Source organism: Moritella sp. 28, from assembly GCF_018219435.1.
Lineage (GTDB): Bacteria > Pseudomonadota > Gammaproteobacteria > Enterobacterales > Moritellaceae > Moritella.
Window position 1 is genome coordinate 1,662,160 of the sequence record NZ_CP056121.1, and the last position, 16,906, is coordinate 1,679,065.

The following is a 16,906-nucleotide window of genomic DNA, read 5'->3' on the forward strand; positions in this document are numbered from 1 at the left end:
AATGGATACATTAATCGACTACTTACAAAATAATCATGATCAATTGCTTTATGTTATTGGTGCGATTACGTTAGTCGTTGAACTGGGTGTGATTGGTTTAAGTGGTCCGCTGTTGTTTTTCAGTCTTGGTTGCCTCGCGACTGGCTTATTGGTTAACTTGGGCGTGATTGCAGGGTGGGAGCTTGAAGTTCTGTCTGTGGGACTATTAACAGCGATTAGTGCGCTGCTTTTATGGAAACCACTGAAGCACTTTCAGGGAGATAAGCTTGTACAAGATACGAGTAGCGACATGATCGGTCAAATGGTACCTGTAAGTGAAGCTGTCACTATCAATGGTGGCAAAGTTCGCCATTCTGGTATTAACTGGAATGCACGTTTAAGTGAGTCTTCGACTGTTGAAACCAGAGAGGTAGGTCAACGAGTTAAAATTGTCGCAGTGGATGGCACTGTTTTAATTATCGAGTAGACATTAAGCAGATTAAGTAAGACATAATTTAGACATTAAATTACTAGGTTAAGTAAACTAATCTATATGATATATAGCCCTTATCGCATGTTTTTAATGAACAATGTGAGAGGGCTTTTTTATAGAAAAAATTCTGTGGTAACGCTATTTTTTACCTATAGTTGAGTATGTATACTCAGAGTTGCAATATTAGGTAATAGAACTTAGGTGGCAATAGGGATGAAAGGAATACACAGAAAAGAATTTGTCCATATCATTTGTACATTAATCAGTAATCACGAATATATATTTGGTGCTGTTAGTATAAAAGAGGACTGTGGTTATTTAATTTGTATCAGAGATTATGTAACCCAAAATATAATGTTCATGGCTGATACTCGTTTTAGAAGTCGTTCAGACGCTCTTTATGATTTCGGACTAATGTGGGACGATGCATTGGCTAAAGTACACTGTGATAGTTCACCGTTGGTCACATCGGGATAGTGAGAGCGTCTTAATAATAGGGTAAATACTCCATGGATTTATCAGCTGTTATGCTCATCGGAGCAGATGAGGTGTTCAATACATAATTTATAAAATGATTGTGCTTGGGGTGAAATTGTATGCTCTGCAAGTCTAAAAATACCAATTTTTCGCTCTAAAGACGGATCGATGAGTGGTAGCCAGACTAAATCGGTTTCATTGTTTGGGAATGCCAATTTAGGTAGTGTGGTTATACCAATGCCAAGTTTTAATACTGAAAATAAAGAAGTTATATTTTCTACTGAATAAAGCGCCTTCTCAATGAGAACCCTTGCTGGAGTTGGCTCTAGCAGCCTGCAGGTGCCATTATGAATAAATGCTTGGTCCAATAGTGCTCGCCATTCAACACCATTAATTTTACTCGCTATCGGATTATCCTTTAAGCAGACTACGCCGATTGGATCTGAAATCAGCGGTGTAAAATCAATAGCTTCAGAATCTAAGTTGGCACAGTTTCCCAGCGCTAAATCAACCTCACCAGAAAGCAATCTTGCTTCGACACCTGCGGCGTTATCATCAATTAAACTGACTTCGACATTGGGGTATTCCTTACAAAACCGGCCCAGCACGTTGGGGATTAATTTTGCTGCAACTGATGGTACGCTGGCAATGCGAACACGTCCCTGCTGGCCTGCTGCGGCAGCGTGTAGATCGTTATTTAATGTCTTGTAAATATACAGAAATTGCGTGATTTTTGGTAAGCAAATTTGACCAAAAGGCGTGAGAGTTGATTTATTACCTGATTCAAAAAGTGGTTGTTCTAAAGTACGTTCAAGTTCTTTGATTGAGGTCGACAGCGCAGCCTGAGAACGGTTTGCTCTATTTGATGCCGCGCGAAATCCACCTTCTTCGACGACTAAAACAAAATGTCTCAACTGTTGTATTTTAATATCCATATCTTTAATGCCCTATAAACATATTCGTGATCACACTTTTGCAGGGTGATAAATTTTTCTTATCAAACGAACAGAATTTACCGTTAGATTTATCAAGAGTCAAATGGCAGTATTCACAACATTGAAACAAAGTTGTTACAAAGTGGATGTGAACATGAAAACTCAAAGTTACCCTGTACAAACTGAATTATTTGCGTCTAAGGCCCCCCTTGAATGGGCTATTGTCAATAATGGCACCTTATATACTGCGCAAATCCCTATTGATCAAACTGGCGTTGTAGTTGACGGCGGTATTGAGGCCCAAACACGTCGAACGCTCGACAACCTGGTTCATACTTTAGAGTGTGCAGGTGAATCACTTAATTCTGTGCTGCAAGTTTTAATCTATGTGACTGACCGCGAATACCTTGCAACCGTGAATAAAGTATATGCCGAATATTTTAAGGCTCCTTATCCAAATCGTGCCGCAATCGTGGTTGCTGGGCTCGCCCGTGAAGAAATGCTGGTAGAGCTCGTTGTCTACGCCGCGGTCAACGCCGAACTATAATGACGATATGAACCTATTTATCGAATACAAACAAATCTAACGCATAGCCGAAACAAGGAAAGTCGTATGACAACTCAAACACAGCGCATTCAACCAGAACACTCACTTTATATTGGCGGCGAATGGCAAGCCGGTGTTAGTACTATCGCCAATATCAATCCGTCTGATATTACTCAAAATCTGGGTAACTTTGCACAAGCAAGTGCAGCGCAAGTTCAACACGCTATCTCGGCAGCAAAGCATGCACAGCCAACATGGGAAAAAACACCATTAGAGCAAAAGCAAACGGTCTTACAAGGTATCGGTGATGAGTTGATTGCCCGCTGCGATGAACTTGGTCGCTTACTATCAAGTGAAGAGGGTAAGCCGTTCTTAGAAGGTCGTGGTGAGATTTATCGCGCGGGTCAGTTCTTTCAGTATTTTGCCGCTGAAGTGCTACGTCAAATAGGCGATAGCGCTGCGTCAGTGAGACCAGGTGTATCTGTTGAGGTAACACGTGAAGCTGTGGGTGTTGTAGCCATTATTTCACCGTGGAATTTCCCTACGGCAACAGCCGCCTGGAAGATTGCGCCAGCATTAGCATTTGGTAATAGTGTTATCTGGAAACCGGCTAATTTAACGCCTGCAAGTGCCGTTGCATTAACTGAAATTATTCACCGTCAGGGTTTACCGGCTGGTACGTTTAACTTGGTGCTTGGCAGCGGATCTGAAGTGGGTAATGTCCTTATTAATTCAACTGAAGTGAATGGTGTTAGCTTTACTGGTTCTGTTGATACGGGTCGTAAAATTGCAGCTGCAACAGCGCCTAATTTTGTGCGTTGCCAGTTAGAAATGGGCAGTAAGAATGCACTTATTGTTGCAGATGATGCGGATATCAATATTGCTGTTGAAGCGACTATTGCCGGTTCTTTCTCTGGCGCAGGTCAAAAGTGTACAGCCTCTTCTCGTCTTGTGGTTATGGACGGTATTCATGATGCATATGTTGAAGCACTTATTAAGCGCATGAGTGAATTAAAAGTGGGTCATGCCTTAGAAGAAGGTGTGTTCATGGGGCCTGTTGTTGATAGTAAGCAATTAGATGCTAACTTTGACTGGATTGATACCGCACGTCAAAGTGGTGGTGAACTGGCATTCGGTGGCGAACGTTTAAGTCTAGAGCATGAAGGTTTCTATATGTCGCCTACACTGTTTGTTAATACTAAAAATGATTGGTCTGTGAATCAAGAAGAAGTATTCGCGCCGATGGCGAGTGTTATCCGTGTTGCTGACTTAGATGAAGCAATCGCAACAACCAACGATACACGATTTGGTTTAACGAGTGGCATCATCACGCAAAGCCTACGTACGAGCACCTTGTTTAAACAACAAGCGCAAACAGGCTGTGTGATGGTTAACTTGCCAACAGCGGGTACTGATTACCATGTACCGTTTGGTGGCCGTAAGGAGTCTAGCTTTGGCCCTCGTGAGCAAGGTCAATACGCAAAAGAGTTCTATACCGTGGTGAAAACGGCTTATCAACGTGCTTATTGAGCTGCGTTGAAGTCAGCACTAAGTGAATCAAAGTCAGATAAATAATTAGGAGTCGGTATGTATCACCAAAGGATTGTTATTGACGGGTTGCAATATTGCAATTGGGATCGAGAGTACTTCCAGACATTAAAAAGCAGTGGTATTACCGCTGTTCACGCCACGATTGTTTATCACGAAACAGCGCGTGAAACATTAAGCCGTTTTGCGGAATGGAATTTACGGTTTGAACAAAATGCGGACTTGATCATGCCGGTCCATTCTGTTGCTGATATCGAAAAGGCGAAGATATTAGGCAAAGTGGGTATTTTCTTTGGCGCACAAAACTGCTCATCGATTGATGATGAAATCGGTTTAATTGAAGTGATGCGTCAACAAGGGCTGCTTATTATGCAGCTGACTTATAACAACCAAAGCTTACTGGCGACAGGGTGTTATGAGAAAAATGATAATGGTATTACTCGTTTTGGTAAGCAAGCTATTGCGGAGATGAATCGCGTTGGGATGATCATCGATATGTCACATAGCGCAGAGAGATCTACACTTGAAGCGATTGATTTATCGTCACGTCCTATTTGTATCAGTCATGCCAACCCGACGTTTGCGTTTGAAGCTCTGCGTAACAAATCGGATACGGTGATCAAGTCACTCGCTGCGCGTGGTGGGCTGTTAGGGTTCAGTTTATACCCATTTCACTTACCTAATGGTAGTCAGTGTACCTTAGATGATTTTTGCCAAATGGTCGCGAAAACAGCAGATATGGTTGGTGTTGAACACTTGGGGATAGGTAGCGATTTGTGTCTCAATCAACCACAAGCTGTATTGGAATGGATGCGTAATGGTCGCTGGTCTAAAGCGATGGATTACGGTGAAGGCTCTGCAAGTAATGCAGGCTGGCCGGACTCATTACCCTGGTTCTGCGGCAGCGCAGGCATGGAGAATATTTATAGCGGATTAATGCGCTACGGATTCTCAGAGTCTGAAGCGGGGCAAGTACTGGGTGATAATTGGTTTAACTTTTTAAAGCAAGGATTAGAGCCTATTTCGTAAGTTATAACGCACATATAGAACACCAGCTCACGATTAAACTATTGGGCTGGCGTAAATACACCTTTGCAATTGCAAAGAAAACCTCTGGAGTCAGAGCATGTCAGATTTAATCAAAAGCGTGAAAGCGGCGAGCTTAGATAGTGAAGGTAGCAATACCGCTAGCACTTCAAGCTCTTCAAATAAAAGCGCAGTAAGTGAAAGTAATTCTACAGCGGATAAATTGGGTTTTAGTAACCCCGCGTTTTGGTACAGTGGCAGTTTTCTTGCCTTATTTGTACTATTAGCTTTATACGATGGAGCATTATTATCCAGTCTTGTGAATACAGGGTTCTCGTGGGCTGTCACAGTCTTTGGTCCTTATTGGCAAATATTGTTGTTATTAACTTTTTTGATTGGCATAGGCTTAGCTGCTGGTCGTACTGGTAATGTCGTTTTAGGTGCACTGCCTAAACCTGAAATGGATGGCTTCCGTTGGATGGCTATTATCTTCTGTACCTTACTTGCTGGTGGCGGTGTATTTTGGGCCGCAGCAGAGCCAATTGCACATTTTGTGAGTCCACCACCCTTGTATGGTGCACAAGAAAATGTCCAGCAAACCGCTATTAATGCATTGTCACAATCATTCATGCACTGGGGCTTTCTCGCTTGGTCGATTGTTGGTAGCCTTACCTCTATCGTGGTGATGCATCTTCATTATGATAAAGGCTTACCGCTTAAACCGCGTATTTTACTTTATCCTCTTTTCGGTAAGCGCGTGCTAACTGGTCACACAGGTGCCTTGATTGATGCTTGTTGTATTGTGGCTGTTGCGGCAGGGACTATCGGCCCTATTGGTTTCCTTGGTTTACAGGTGAGCTACGCATTAAACGCTTTGTTTGAGATCCCAGACGGATTTACTACGCAGCTTATCATCATCTTATTTGCAATTGCGTTATATACAATTTCGGCATTGAGTGGCTTAAATCGTGGCATGCAAATGCTCAGTCGTTACAACGTTGTTTTAGCTTGTGTATTGATGGTTTATATCCTTGTTTTTGGTCCAACTAACTTTATTTTTAATGGCTATATCCAAGGTGTAGGTAGCCTAGTCGATAATTTCATTCCAATGGCGACGTACCGTGGTGATGAAGGTTGGTTGAGCTGGTGGACTGTATTTTTTTGGGGGTGGTTCTTAGGCTATGGCCCGATGATGGCTATCTTTATCGCCCGTATCTCGCGCGGTAGAACCATACGCCAGCTAGTCTCAACCATTAGCATTATTGCGCCGCTCACTACCTGCTTCTGGTTCACCATCGTGGGTGGTTCAGGCTTGGCATTTGAAATCGCAGAACCGGGTTCAGTCAGTTCAGCATTTGAAGGTTTTAATCTACCTGGTGCGCTGCTGGCTGTCACAACACAGTTACCATTTCCTATGGTTACTTCGGTCCTTTTTCTTATCCTGACTACGATCTTTATCGTGACGACGGGTGATTCGATGACTTACACAATTAGTGTGGTGATTAGTGGTGAAGAGGAACCAAATGCATTTATTCGTACATTTTGGGGGGTGGTTATGGGGATAACCGCGTTAGTCCTTATTTCTCTGGGTTCGGGAGGCATATCGGCACTGCAATCTTTCATTGTTATTACAGCTGTGCCTGTTTCTCTCATTTTATTGCCATCACTTTGGAACGCACCACAAATCGCGATTCAGATGGCCAAAGACCAAGGCTTATAGCCTGTCTTAGTAGAAAATAATGTGAAGCAAGGCGGTGAGTAAGCCGCCTAATTAAAACTCTTATAATTAAAATGGAAGTTAATAATATGGATGCTCGTCCTTCAATTTACGGTGGCACTTATATGCGTGATCCTGAAACCGTGATGGCGCCAGCAAGGCTTGGTGCAATGCACCAGAATCGAATAAGTTTTGTACGTAGCCTAGTTCGTAAAATGGCGCAACAAAATTGGCAAGTCACTCAGCATGAGTGGCAGTTATCACCACAAGGTTTTGGCCACGTCATTTATAAACTAACGACGTTGGAACATGTTTATCACTTAGTTATTTTTTGTGATGAGATCGCGGATGAAGATCGTAATGATCGTGTGATTGCCGAAAAGTGGGACGTGACGTTCGCCCTTGTTTATGGCGATGTCGATGCTGATTTACTGGGATGTTTACGTGCAAATGTGCCGTTACAAGAAGCAGGACGGAATCCAAATAAGGTGCTGGTATTAGCAAGAGCAAATAAGAGTGTACGTGTATTTGAACATTTAGTGTCGCACCTTGCAAAAGGGCAGCAGCCTAACGTCAAAGAACTCGCTGAAGTTGGTTACATTCTACGTACGACAGCTGTTTATGGTAATGGTAAGTTTGGTATTTCCGATTTTGGCTGGCTTGAGAGTAATGACGACTTCAACCAGTCATTCAGTGCGCAGATGTGCGCTGTGTATATTTTACGTGAATTCAGCCTAGATTGGATTCATTACATAGCCAATCAGCAAGGTGGTGATAGGGCGGTTAATTTAGATGTCGATTTACAACGCTACCTTGGTATCGGTAATGCAACAGGTCTCGGCATGGCGCCATACTTAATCAATCACCCTTGTGTCGTTGATAAGTGGTTATCATCTAGAGAGTCTGCGCTGACTGCCGTATTAAACAGTTCAGTTAGTGGCAATAAACGTGAGCCATTACAGCGTTTATTACAGAAAGCCCTTTGCCATTTGGATCAAATCATCACGATTAATGAACAGCAACAAGATCTTAATACGACCGCAATAGTTGAGTTGGATGATTTATTGAATAAGTTAGAAAGCGTGCTATTACAGATGTCGACCTGGCAGGAGTTAGTTGATTACAGTAAGCAATATAGTTTAGAAACCCAAGAAATCTTGCTGTCATGTTTGATGGAGATTAATCCTGATTTAGTGGACGGCTATGAAGCCAAGATGAATTGTGATGAAAGCTTAAATCTACCGAGCGGTAAACGCATTGAAGATTTATTAGCTGTCTTGGAAAGTCGTTATCGTTGGGCAATCGACACTGATTTTAAGCAACCAGAAAACAATTATTGGTTTTGGTATCGTTCACAAGATAAGGAAGAACCACGTTTAGGCGTACGGGGGGAAGAACCTGGCGAAGATCGTGAGTTACCGCTGGATATTGGTCGTCAAGTCTATCGCCTTTATCATGAATTATTGATCTGTAAACCAAACATGCAGTTGGCTGAGTTTTTAGTGCTACATCCTCAATATCGTGCGATTTCACGTCGAGTTTGGACGCTCGGCAATAAAGACATGGGCGAGATCCAGATGAACGTATTACACAAAACTGCGCTACCAATGCATTTGTTGCGTTGTAAATTAGCGGTATTTGGCGCAACTAAGTTCGACCCTCGTTCAGAACGTTGGGTGCGGGTTACCTTTTTTCAAGGCGCACCTTTGCTTAATGAAATTCATGATGGGGAGTGGTTGTTCCCGTTGTTACCGACCCATTCATTAAATCAAGCAGTAGCAGCAGGAGAAACGTCATGATTGTTTCATATAATGAATTAACGGGCGTTGTTAACAAAGCCTTTCTTGGTATGCGCCGAACCTGTGGTGAAGCTGATATCATTGCTAATATGGTTGCTGGTTTGCAGATGGTAGGCTTGAACGGTATCGGCCATTTCAACAATGCCGCCCAATTCTTGACGGCTGAAAAAGATTGTCCGGTTGATATTTTTACCACGAATGATGGTGGCTTAGTGGTTGATTTACATGGCTGTAGTTTAGCTTGTCACTTGCCTGTGGTGATTGATTATGCAATTGAAAAAATGGTGAATAAAAAACACCTGACTATCGAGTTGAAAAATTGTCATAACCGTTGGCTTGCGTATAACGAATTAGTGAAGCTAGCGGCTAAGGGCTTAGCATGTAAAGCACAGTGGAATAATGGTTCGTCACCACAAAATACCCTGTATATTTTGAATCAAGGTTGTGTGTCTCCGGAATTGTTTTTATCTGACCATCTGGACTTAGCGGGGAGTGCGTTACATGATATGACCATTCAATTATCAGTGAAAAGTTTTGATATTACGGGTTACTCGGCGGGTTACACGAGACATATTAAGTCTTCAGAACTAAATCGCGCACTACGTGATACTTGGCATGACGGCATTCTGGTTGATGATGCGGAATGGGAAACGTTGAAACAAACTGCCACAGCACTCTTGGTTGAAAATAGTAAACAATCGCTTAAGGGCGCAGGAGAACTCGCTCATTCACTTCGCTAGTCTTTAGTTTACAAAATACCGTCTATTGGCATCGCCGAGGAAGTTGATGAACTTCAATACTCGGTGATAATTGCTTATAAATGTTCAATATATCCATTAAACAATGATCAAATGCAGCTATCACACTTGGATCGAACTTGCTACCGGATAATTCTCGGACCTTATTAATTGCGATTTCAATGGGGATTGCATTTTTATAGCAACGGGGATGTATCATGGTATCAAAGGTATCGACAACTGCCACAATACGCGCGGATAATGGTATATCATGGTATTGCAATTGGTTGGGATAACCACGCCCATCCCAATGTTCGTGTAAGGTTAGCGCAATATCATGGGCTACTTTAAGCGTTGCTGATTCGGCATCTTGCAAAATTTTTGCACCGATAATTGGCGCTGTTTTCATCACTGCCCACTCTTGCATTGTTAATGCCGCGGGTTTTGATAATATTTGCTCCGGAATGCCTATCTTCCCTAAGTCATGTAGTTTTGCGGCGGCGCGTAATTCTTTTGCTTTGCCTTTCGGCATGCCCATGTTTAACGCAATTAATTCACAATAACGTGAAACGCGTCGAATGTGATTAGATGATGAATCATTCTTATATTCTGTCGCAAGTCCAAGCCGAGTTATGGTTTCGGCATTGGTTTTTTCTAGCATTAAATGCAGTTGTTCATTTTCTTTGCGTGATGTAATTAAACTATCGATCATATTATTAAACGCGTATTGCGTTTGCTGTAATTCTACAAAGGTGGATTCCGATATATTCGTCTTAATAAATTGGCCACAACGAATATTTTCAGCAATTATTTTTATTTTTCGGAGTGAATCTGTAATGTGATTAATGAAAAAGAATGAGGTTAAACAGGCGATGATACTGATCACTAAGCCAAATAGAATATTCAGTTTTTGATTATCAATTAACTCATTGAGAAAAAATTTTTCAGGCATGTAAATAGCGATTATCCAAGGCCATTTGTGATGTGTAAACTCTTTAAATAAGCCATGATATTTATTATTATCGAAATTAAATGTAACGGTTGTCGCTGTGCTTCCAGTCGAAAATAGCTGGGTTTTTTCTTGCAGTGCTTGCCAAGCCGTTAAGGCGATTGGATTTTTGATTTCATTGATGCGTGGAAAGCGTAAACTTTCATTTGCGGTATCTTGAATAATTTTTTGGTCTGGATACGCAATGATTTCGCCAAGTCGATTAGTGACAAACGCGGTGCTACTTTCTCCTAGATCAAGGTTATCAAAAAAGGATGAAATAGTGGCTAAGGATAAATCGACACCTACAACACCAATTAATTGGTTATCTTTGCCATAAACAGGCATTGAACTGGTGATACCAGGCTTACGTGAAGAGAAAAATACATAAGGGTCAGTCCAAGATAAGGCATCGTTATCGAGTGCTTTATTAAACCAAATACGGTCTCGGGGATCGTAAGCTTCTTTGGTTATTTCTTTTACGGAAAGCTGTGTAAAGTTATTATCATGGGTGTAGAGATGTGATGATTCTAAGATATTGTTGGTATCAAATGTAATGTATTTTCGTGAGAACAATGGTTCATTGAAGCCTTGCTCACGTTGCACATATACAAAGGTGCCACTTGTATTTGCAAAGTAGATCCCTGAGATGTGTGGTGATTGTTTTAGTTGTTGAAAAAAATATAAACCAAGATCTTCGGGTCGGTCAATTGATAACACATCTGAGCTGAGTAATTCTCTGCTTAATAATGTCGTTGCTGCTGCAGTATCAAGAAAACGTTTCGAGTTGTTGATAACATTGTCTGCATAATCAATCATTAACTTGTGGGCATGAGAATTGAATGAACGTTGATTCGAGATATAGCTCGACACTAATAGCGTCGTTAACGTAACAAATTGCAGTAGGATCACACCGCTAATAAGGGCTTTCTTTATGGTAATACGCAATGGTAATTCATCCTTGAATTATGCATAAGATATCGAGTTGAACACTATTATTAACATCGAGATTTAATCGAGTCAAGTTCGCTTAAGCGATCACACTCGGTAATTGTTTAGTGTATTAATCACTTCCTCTGACTGACGTAAGGCTCTTAATTGGGTAAATAAGTCGACCGCTTCAGGATACTGCTTACGTAGATAGCTAAACCATTGTTTTATTCTGTTGGGTAGATACTTCTCTTTATCACCACGAATCTCTAATTGGCAGTAGTTCCTCAATAAAGTGACTACATCAGCCCAAGGCATGGGCGCTTTGTTGTATTTAACCACTTCACCTAAATTTGGTAAATTTAATGCACCGCGACCGACCATTAAGTCGTTACAACCAGTCACTTCTATGCAACGTTGACCATCGGCATGATTCCAAATCTCACCATTAGCGATAACCGGAATTGAAACGTGTTGTTTAATTTCGGCAATAGCTTCCCAGTTAATCGCTGCTGCGCGATAACCATCGGCTTTGGTTCGACCATGTACTGTCAGTTCATTGGCCCCCGCTTGTTGCACTGCATCGGCGATTTCTAACTTATGATTACTGTCTTCCCAGCCTAAACGGATCTTAGCGCTGACAATGTGCTCCGAAGGTACCGCTTCTCGCACTTGTTTCACGATTTGATATACAAGTTCAGGTTCACGTAAACATGCCGCACCACCAGATGACTTATTGACTTGTTTCGCCGGACAGCCAAAGTTGATATCTAAGCCGTGAGAACCAAGGTCAATGGCACGAACGGCATTTTCTGCCATCCATTCTGGATGTTGCCCTAATAATTGAATGCGGACAGGGGTACCTGCCTGTGTACGGCAACCATTCTTTAATTCGGCGCAATAACGGTAAAAGATCTTTTCTGGTAATAACTGTTCGACGACTCGAATAAACTCGGTTACGCACAAATCGTAACCGCCTTGCGCTGTCAGTAACTCGCGCATCAAATTGTCAACAACGCCCTCCATAGGGGCTAAAACTACGCGCATGTTATTGTCCTGCGTTGGCAAAATGAGCGATTAAAACAGAATTCACCATAATTGCCAAATTTATCGTATAATAATTTCTTCAAAAGGGGGGGGAATCTTAATACTTGCTTGCATATCAACAAGCAGTTACATAAAATTTATCCCTAATATTATTTTTATATGAGCACATGTTTTATACCCAAATTATTTGGTGATATGACATATCGCTCATCAAATTAACAGGTTGAAACATGAACCAAGATACACTCGGGTTTATTAAAAACAGTATTAAATCAATTCCAGACTACCCGAAAGCAGGCATTATCTTCCGTGATGTAACAAGCTTAGTTGAAAACGGTCCTGCATTTTCAGCGACAATCGACTTACTTGCTGAACGTTTTAAAGATGCTGGTTTTACAAAAATTGCGGGTACTGAAGCGCGTGGTTTTATTTTCGGTGCTCCGCTTGCTAAAGCGCTTGGTTTAGGCTTTATTTTAGTACGTAAACCAAACAAATTACCGCGTAAAACTATCGAGCAAAGCTATGAGCTTGAATACGGTACTGATACGTTACAGATCCATGTTGATGCTGTAGATGCAGGTGATAAAGTACTTATCGTTGATGATTTATTAGCGACAGGTGGTACTGTTGCCGCGACGGTTTCTTTAATTCGTCAGCTTGGTGGTATCGTTGAAGATGCTGCATTTGTTATCTCATTACCCGATCTTGGTGGTGAAACTGTATTAAATAATCTTAATGTTAATATTACCAAATTAGTTGATTTTGACGGCGAATAATCCGCTGTCATTGTAATAACAGTAATAATTGTAATTATCATGATTAGCTGGTGGTCGACTGCCAGCTATTTTCAGTCCCGAGCATATTAGTGCTTATCAATATTAAGTAATCATTGAACTGTTATGAGTTATCAAGTTTTAGCGCGTAAATGGCGCCCGCATAATTTTCAGCAAGTTGTTGGTCAACAACATGTGCTGACCGCTTTAGTTAATGCGCTAGAGCAAGATCGTTTACACCATGCTTATTTGCTCAGTGGTACTCGCGGTGTTGGTAAAACAACGATCGCCCGCATTTTAGCGAAGAGCTTAAACTGTGAAAAAGGGATCACCAGTAAACCTTGTGGCGAATGTTCAACGTGTGTCGAGATTGATCAAGGTTCTTATGTTGATCTACTCGAAATTGATGCGGCATCACGTACCAAAGTTGAAGATACCCGTGAGTTACTTGATAACGTGCAGTATAAGCCAGCTCGTGGTCGTTTTAAGGTGTACTTAATCGATGAAGTACACATGCTTTCTAAGCACAGTTTTAATGCGCTATTAAAAACGTTAGAAGAACCACCAGAATATGTGAAGTTCTTGCTAGCGACAACCGATCCACAAAAACTGCCTATTACGATCTTATCGCGTTGTTTGCAATTTCATTTAAAAAGCCTAACGACTGAGCAGATTTCTCAGCAGTTGGTGCATATTTTATCGCGCGAACATTGCCAATATGAATTGTCAGCATTGAACTCAATCGCCAAAGCGGCCGATGGCAGTATGCGTGATGCATTGAGTTTGACAGATCAAGCCTTGTCTCACGGCGCAGGTGAAGTATTACACCAAACTGTGTTAGATATGTTGGGCACGTTAGATCACAGCCATATGTTGCAATTACTGCGTTTAATTGTCAGTGGTGATGCTAATAACTGCATGGCGAAGATTGCCGAGGTGAGTTCGTTAGGACCTGATTTTGACCAATTACATGTAGAATTAGCAAGTTTGTTACACCGTATTGCTATGGCGCAGATTTTACCGTCGTCAGTGGTTGATACTGAACATGCCGATAAAGTGAAAGCCTTGAGTGATGAAATGTCACCAGAAGATGTACAGTTATATTATCAAATCACATTGACTGGTCGTAAAGAACTGCCACTTGCACCAGACCCACGTAGTGCGTTAGAAATGACGATATTACGTATGCTAGCGTTCCGCCCACAAGGTCGTTTACAAGCGCCAGAAAGGGATGTGACGCCAGCTGTGACGGAAACTGTGGTTGCAGCACAGATTGAACAAGCGCCGCAGAAAATACAGCAACCTATACAAGAATCAACGCAACAACCAGCAGTTCCATTTGTTGAAGTGACTGATGAAGCGGTTACGAATTTAAACCTAGAGCAAAACGAGCTATTACAAGCTGCGCAAGCTATGGGCCATGTTGAAGCGCAAGCTCTTGAACCGCAAGGCTATACAGCTGCACAGGTTGAGCCGCCAAGTATCGCTCCACAGAACTATGTTGCGCCGCAAACTAATAGCGCGCCGCAAAACAGTTTTGAACAACAGAATAGCGTTGCACAAGAAAATAACGCAGCAGCAGAATACGCGCCACAACCGATGGATATGTCGCCGACACAAGCCGTACCTATCCAGAATGAGCAAGTAAATACAACTCAACAGCAGCAACCGCAGAGTCAAACTCCTGCGCAAGCGTCAGTAGCTGAAAACAGCGTCGATCAAGGTCGTAAAACACGTAATTTTTTACGCAGTCGTTTAGGTACAACTGCAAAAAAGTCGACAGCGGCGAAGAGTGAACAGGCTCCATCGTCGTATGTACCGCCGAAAAAAGCGGTAGCACCTGTTAGACAAAATATGCAACAGCAGCAATCACAGTCTGCACCTGCATGGCAAGATCTACCTCCGCTGGATTCGTATCAAGATCAAGGCAGTTATCCAGATCAAGGGCAGGGCGATTATCATAACCAAATGCCAGAGTCGAATACTTATCCACCGCAAGGCTTTGCTGAACCCGTCGTTCGTCAAATTGATCGCTTTAGTCAGGTTAAGGTTGATATCAATGATTTATCACCCGCTTTTCAGCCACAAAAGTCAGGTAAATCGACGGCAACGGCACCGCTAGATAATAAGCTGCGTGATGAAACAGACCCATGGTGTTGCTACATTAATCAGATGAGTTTAGGTGGGCGTGTCCGCCAATTGGCGCTGCACAGTGTGATGGAACAGGAACCTGGTCGTATTACTTTGACCATGAGTCCAGACCAACGATACTTTGCTAATGACAAGTCACGCCAGCAGTTAAGTGAAGCGCTGCAACAAGTGTTAGCTGAGCCAGTGGAGTTAGTAATCAACTTTGGTGAAAACCCAAACAAATCAACGCCAGCGCAACTAGAAGAAATAATTTATCAACAACGTTTAGCGAATGCGACTAAAAACTTGTATGATGATAAGTATATTCAGTTCTTTATGAACCGTCTTGGCGCTGTTGTTGATGATAGTTCAATTGTGCCGTTATAAAAATTTAGTAACCTTGATTTTTTTTAAATGATACCCATATAGTATGAGTATTCAGTGCGAAACAATCGGTATTTATTTATTGTTGTTCGCGACAGTCAGATAGAAAGAGAGTTTAATATGTTCGGTAAAGGCGGAATGGGCGGGCTAATGAAGCAGGCTCAACAAATGCAAGACAAAATGGCTAAAGTACAAGAAGACTTAGCTAATATGGAAGTAGTTGGGGAATCAGGTGCTGGCATGGTTAAAATCACTATGACTGGTAGCCATAACGTACGTCGTGTACAAATCGATCCTGAATTGATGGAAGACGATAAAGAAATGTTAGAAGATCTAATCGCTGCTGCTATCAACGATGCTGCTCGTCGTGTTGAAGAAGAAAACAAATCAAGAATGGCTGACGTTACCGGTGGTATGAAATTACCACCAGGTATGAAAATGCCTTTCTAAGTTGACTGATATTTAATATCGATCAATTAATTGGCCTCGGCTTTTCCCTTTGGGGTTAAGCTGGGGTCAAGTTACCCCATTCAAAATGTAATGTATCCGCGTTGAGTGAATGCTTGGCCAATTAGTGACTCTGAGAACCTAGAGCCTAAGATGCAAAGCAATACGAACAACAAGTTCTATTGTATTATTCTCTATAATATAAGACATGAACATCTTTTTATTACTTATACCTAGTAAATAAAATGCTCTTTTTAAATGAGTATCAACAGAACTTGCTCCAATGCATAATAGTTTAGCGATTCCTTTAGTGGTAATATTTAATGTTGAAAGTGAAAGGCATTCTATTTGACGGTTAGATAAATTTTTATTCCATATTTTATTAATGACTTTATAAAAGTTTATATTATCATTCGTAATGTATTGTGAAGATAAATCAGCATGTGAAATCTGATTTATTAATTTATTCATATTAACATCGGCTTGATAATTAATTATTTTTTTATCTTGAAAAGTAAGCTTAGTTTCTCCTTCGTAGAAAATTGAATTTCCAGTTGCTGAGACTGATAAAAATTCGCCTAGATGTTTACCTCTACACTCCCAATTAATAATAATAGAATCTTCAAAAAAATCAATTGAGTTTTCTTTATAATTCAATACTGGGAAAGCTCTGAACCAAGAATTCAGCGTGTTAATAAAAGGCTCATATCCTACACTTAACTTTACTGGGCTTCCTATTATAGTATTGTGTGACATTATGTTTGGTATATCATTAACATTTTTTTCACTCCAAATTAATTCCATAAATTGTCTGGAATCATTAATTAACCCATCTTTATATGTCGACATAAAATCCCTTTTTTTAAAACAAAATATTAATGGAAATGTTAAATTATAAAAAAACTAAATAAAATAAGAACATACTATTTACTTTATAGGTGTTTATAAA

At 41.2% G+C, this 16,906-nt stretch carries 14 protein-coding genes; 10 read left to right on the top strand and 4 right to left on the bottom strand.

The genetic code is table 11. The annotated features are described in order from the left end of the window. Position 1: 1 nt before the first annotated feature. Positions 2–466 carry an NfeD family protein gene (locus HWV02_RS07450; protein ID WP_211679143.1) on the top strand — a complete coding sequence of 155 codons (465 nt, stop codon included), beginning with the start codon at positions 2–4 and terminating at the stop codon, positions 464–466. A gap of 524 nt (positions 467–990) precedes the next feature. Here HWV02_RS07450 and HWV02_RS07455 read toward each other — a convergent pair. Continuing rightward, positions 991–1,884: a LysR family transcriptional regulator gene (locus HWV02_RS07455; protein WP_211674756.1), complete on the bottom strand. Its 894-nt coding sequence runs from the start codon at positions 1,882–1,884 to the stop codon at positions 991–993. Between the two features lie 154 nt (positions 1,885–2,038). Between HWV02_RS07455 and HWV02_RS07460 the strand changes: the two genes are divergently transcribed. The 6 genes from HWV02_RS07460 to HWV02_RS07485 all read left to right on the top strand — a co-directional run bounded on the left by HWV02_RS07460 (position 2,039) and on the right by HWV02_RS07485 (position 9,261). Next, positions 2,039–2,431: a RidA family protein gene (locus HWV02_RS07460; protein ID WP_370629420.1), complete on the top strand. Its 393-nt coding sequence runs from the start codon at positions 2,039–2,041 to the stop codon at positions 2,429–2,431. Positions 2,432–2,497: 66 nt separating this feature from the next. After that, positions 2,498–3,961, top strand: a complete 1,464-nt coding sequence (locus HWV02_RS07465; RefSeq protein ID WP_211690047.1) for an aldehyde dehydrogenase family protein — start codon at positions 2,498–2,500, stop codon at positions 3,959–3,961. Between the two features lie 57 nt (positions 3,962–4,018). Then, a complete protein-coding gene (locus HWV02_RS07470; protein ID WP_211679145.1) occupies positions 4,019–5,008 on the top strand; it encodes a membrane dipeptidase in 990 nt (329 codons plus the stop codon). Positions 5,009–5,105: 97 nt separating this feature from the next. After that, positions 5,106–6,725: a BCCT family transporter gene (locus HWV02_RS07475; RefSeq protein ID WP_211679146.1), complete on the top strand. Its 1,620-nt coding sequence runs from the start codon at positions 5,106–5,108 to the stop codon at positions 6,723–6,725. Between the two features lie 86 nt (positions 6,726–6,811). Then, complete coding sequence (locus tag HWV02_RS22780) at positions 6,812–8,521, top strand: hypothetical protein (RefSeq protein WP_211690048.1); 1,710 nt, start codon at positions 6,812–6,814, stop codon at positions 8,519–8,521. Further along, on the top strand, positions 8,518–9,261 hold the full coding sequence (locus HWV02_RS07485) for a DUF3726 domain-containing protein (RefSeq protein ID WP_211690049.1): 744 nt from the start codon (positions 8,518–8,520) through the stop codon (positions 9,259–9,261). Before HWV02_RS22780 ends, HWV02_RS07485 begins: the two co-directional genes overlap by 4 nt. 22 nt (positions 9,262–9,283) lie before the next feature. On the opposite strand, the gene HWV02_RS07490 is transcribed toward HWV02_RS07485, so the two are convergent. Together HWV02_RS07490 and dusC are read right to left on the bottom strand one after the other, a co-directional pair. Beyond that, a complete protein-coding gene (locus HWV02_RS07490) occupies positions 9,284–11,194 on the bottom strand; it encodes an HD domain-containing phosphohydrolase (RefSeq protein WP_211679149.1) in 1,911 nt (636 codons plus the stop codon). Positions 11,195–11,284: 90 nt separating this feature from the next. Then, entirely contained in the window at positions 11,285–12,223 is a 939-nt protein-coding gene (dusC, locus tag HWV02_RS07495; protein WP_211679150.1) for a tRNA dihydrouridine(16) synthase DusC, read from the bottom strand. A 230-nt stretch (positions 12,224–12,453) separates the two neighbouring features. Here dusC and apt point away from each other — a divergent pair, with 230 nt between their 5' ends. From apt to HWV02_RS07510, 3 genes are all read left to right on the top strand, one after another. Continuing rightward, positions 12,454–12,999, top strand: a complete 546-nt coding sequence (apt, locus tag HWV02_RS07500) for an adenine phosphoribosyltransferase (RefSeq protein WP_211679151.1) — start codon at positions 12,454–12,456, stop codon at positions 12,997–12,999. Between the two features lie 123 nt (positions 13,000–13,122). Then, positions 13,123–15,513 (top strand): DNA polymerase III subunit gamma/tau, encoded by a 2,391-nt coding sequence (dnaX, locus tag HWV02_RS07505; RefSeq protein ID WP_211690050.1) that lies wholly within the window; start codon positions 13,123–13,125, stop codon positions 15,511–15,513. A gap of 117 nt (positions 15,514–15,630) precedes the next feature. Then, positions 15,631–15,960 (top strand): YbaB/EbfC family nucleoid-associated protein, encoded by a 330-nt coding sequence (locus HWV02_RS07510; RefSeq protein ID WP_017220587.1) that lies wholly within the window; start codon positions 15,631–15,633, stop codon positions 15,958–15,960. A gap of 138 nt (positions 15,961–16,098) precedes the next feature. Here the strand turns inward: HWV02_RS07510 and HWV02_RS07515 are convergent, their stop codons facing one another. Next, positions 16,099–16,806 (bottom strand): ester cyclase, encoded by a 708-nt coding sequence (locus HWV02_RS07515; protein ID WP_211690051.1) that lies wholly within the window; start codon positions 16,804–16,806, stop codon positions 16,099–16,101. Positions 16,807–16,906 lie beyond the last annotated feature (100 nt).

Excerpts from the sequence above, each read along its gene's own strand:
- HWV02_RS07450 (WP_211679143.1), top strand. The coding sequence starts at position 2 with ATGGATACATTAATCGACTACTTACAAAATAATCATGATCAATTGCTT.
- HWV02_RS07455 (WP_211674756.1), bottom strand. The coding sequence starts at position 1,884 with ATGGATATTAAAATACAACAGTTGAGACATTTTGTTTTAGTCGTCGAA.
- HWV02_RS07460 (WP_370629420.1), top strand. The coding sequence starts at position 2,039 with ATGAAAACTCAAAGTTACCCTGTACAAACTGAATTATTTGCGTCTAAG.
- HWV02_RS07465 (WP_211690047.1), top strand. The coding sequence starts at position 2,498 with ATGACAACTCAAACACAGCGCATTCAACCAGAACACTCACTTTATATT.
- HWV02_RS07470 (WP_211679145.1), top strand. The coding sequence starts at position 4,019 with ATGTATCACCAAAGGATTGTTATTGACGGGTTGCAATATTGCAATTGG.
- HWV02_RS07475 (WP_211679146.1), top strand. The coding sequence starts at position 5,106 with ATGTCAGATTTAATCAAAAGCGTGAAAGCGGCGAGCTTAGATAGTGAA.
- HWV02_RS22780 (WP_211690048.1), top strand. The coding sequence starts at position 6,812 with ATGGATGCTCGTCCTTCAATTTACGGTGGCACTTATATGCGTGATCCT.
- HWV02_RS07485 (WP_211690049.1), top strand. The coding sequence starts at position 8,518 with ATGATTGTTTCATATAATGAATTAACGGGCGTTGTTAACAAAGCCTTT.
- dusC (WP_211679150.1), bottom strand. The coding sequence starts at position 12,223 with ATGCGCGTAGTTTTAGCCCCTATGGAGGGCGTTGTTGACAATTTGATG.
- apt (WP_211679151.1), top strand. The coding sequence starts at position 12,454 with ATGAACCAAGATACACTCGGGTTTATTAAAAACAGTATTAAATCAATT.
- dnaX (WP_211690050.1), top strand. The coding sequence starts at position 13,123 with ATGAGTTATCAAGTTTTAGCGCGTAAATGGCGCCCGCATAATTTTCAG.
- HWV02_RS07510 (WP_017220587.1), top strand. The coding sequence starts at position 15,631 with ATGTTCGGTAAAGGCGGAATGGGCGGGCTAATGAAGCAGGCTCAACAA.
- HWV02_RS07515 (WP_211690051.1), bottom strand. The coding sequence starts at position 16,806 with ATGTCGACATATAAAGATGGGTTAATTAATGATTCCAGACAATTTATG.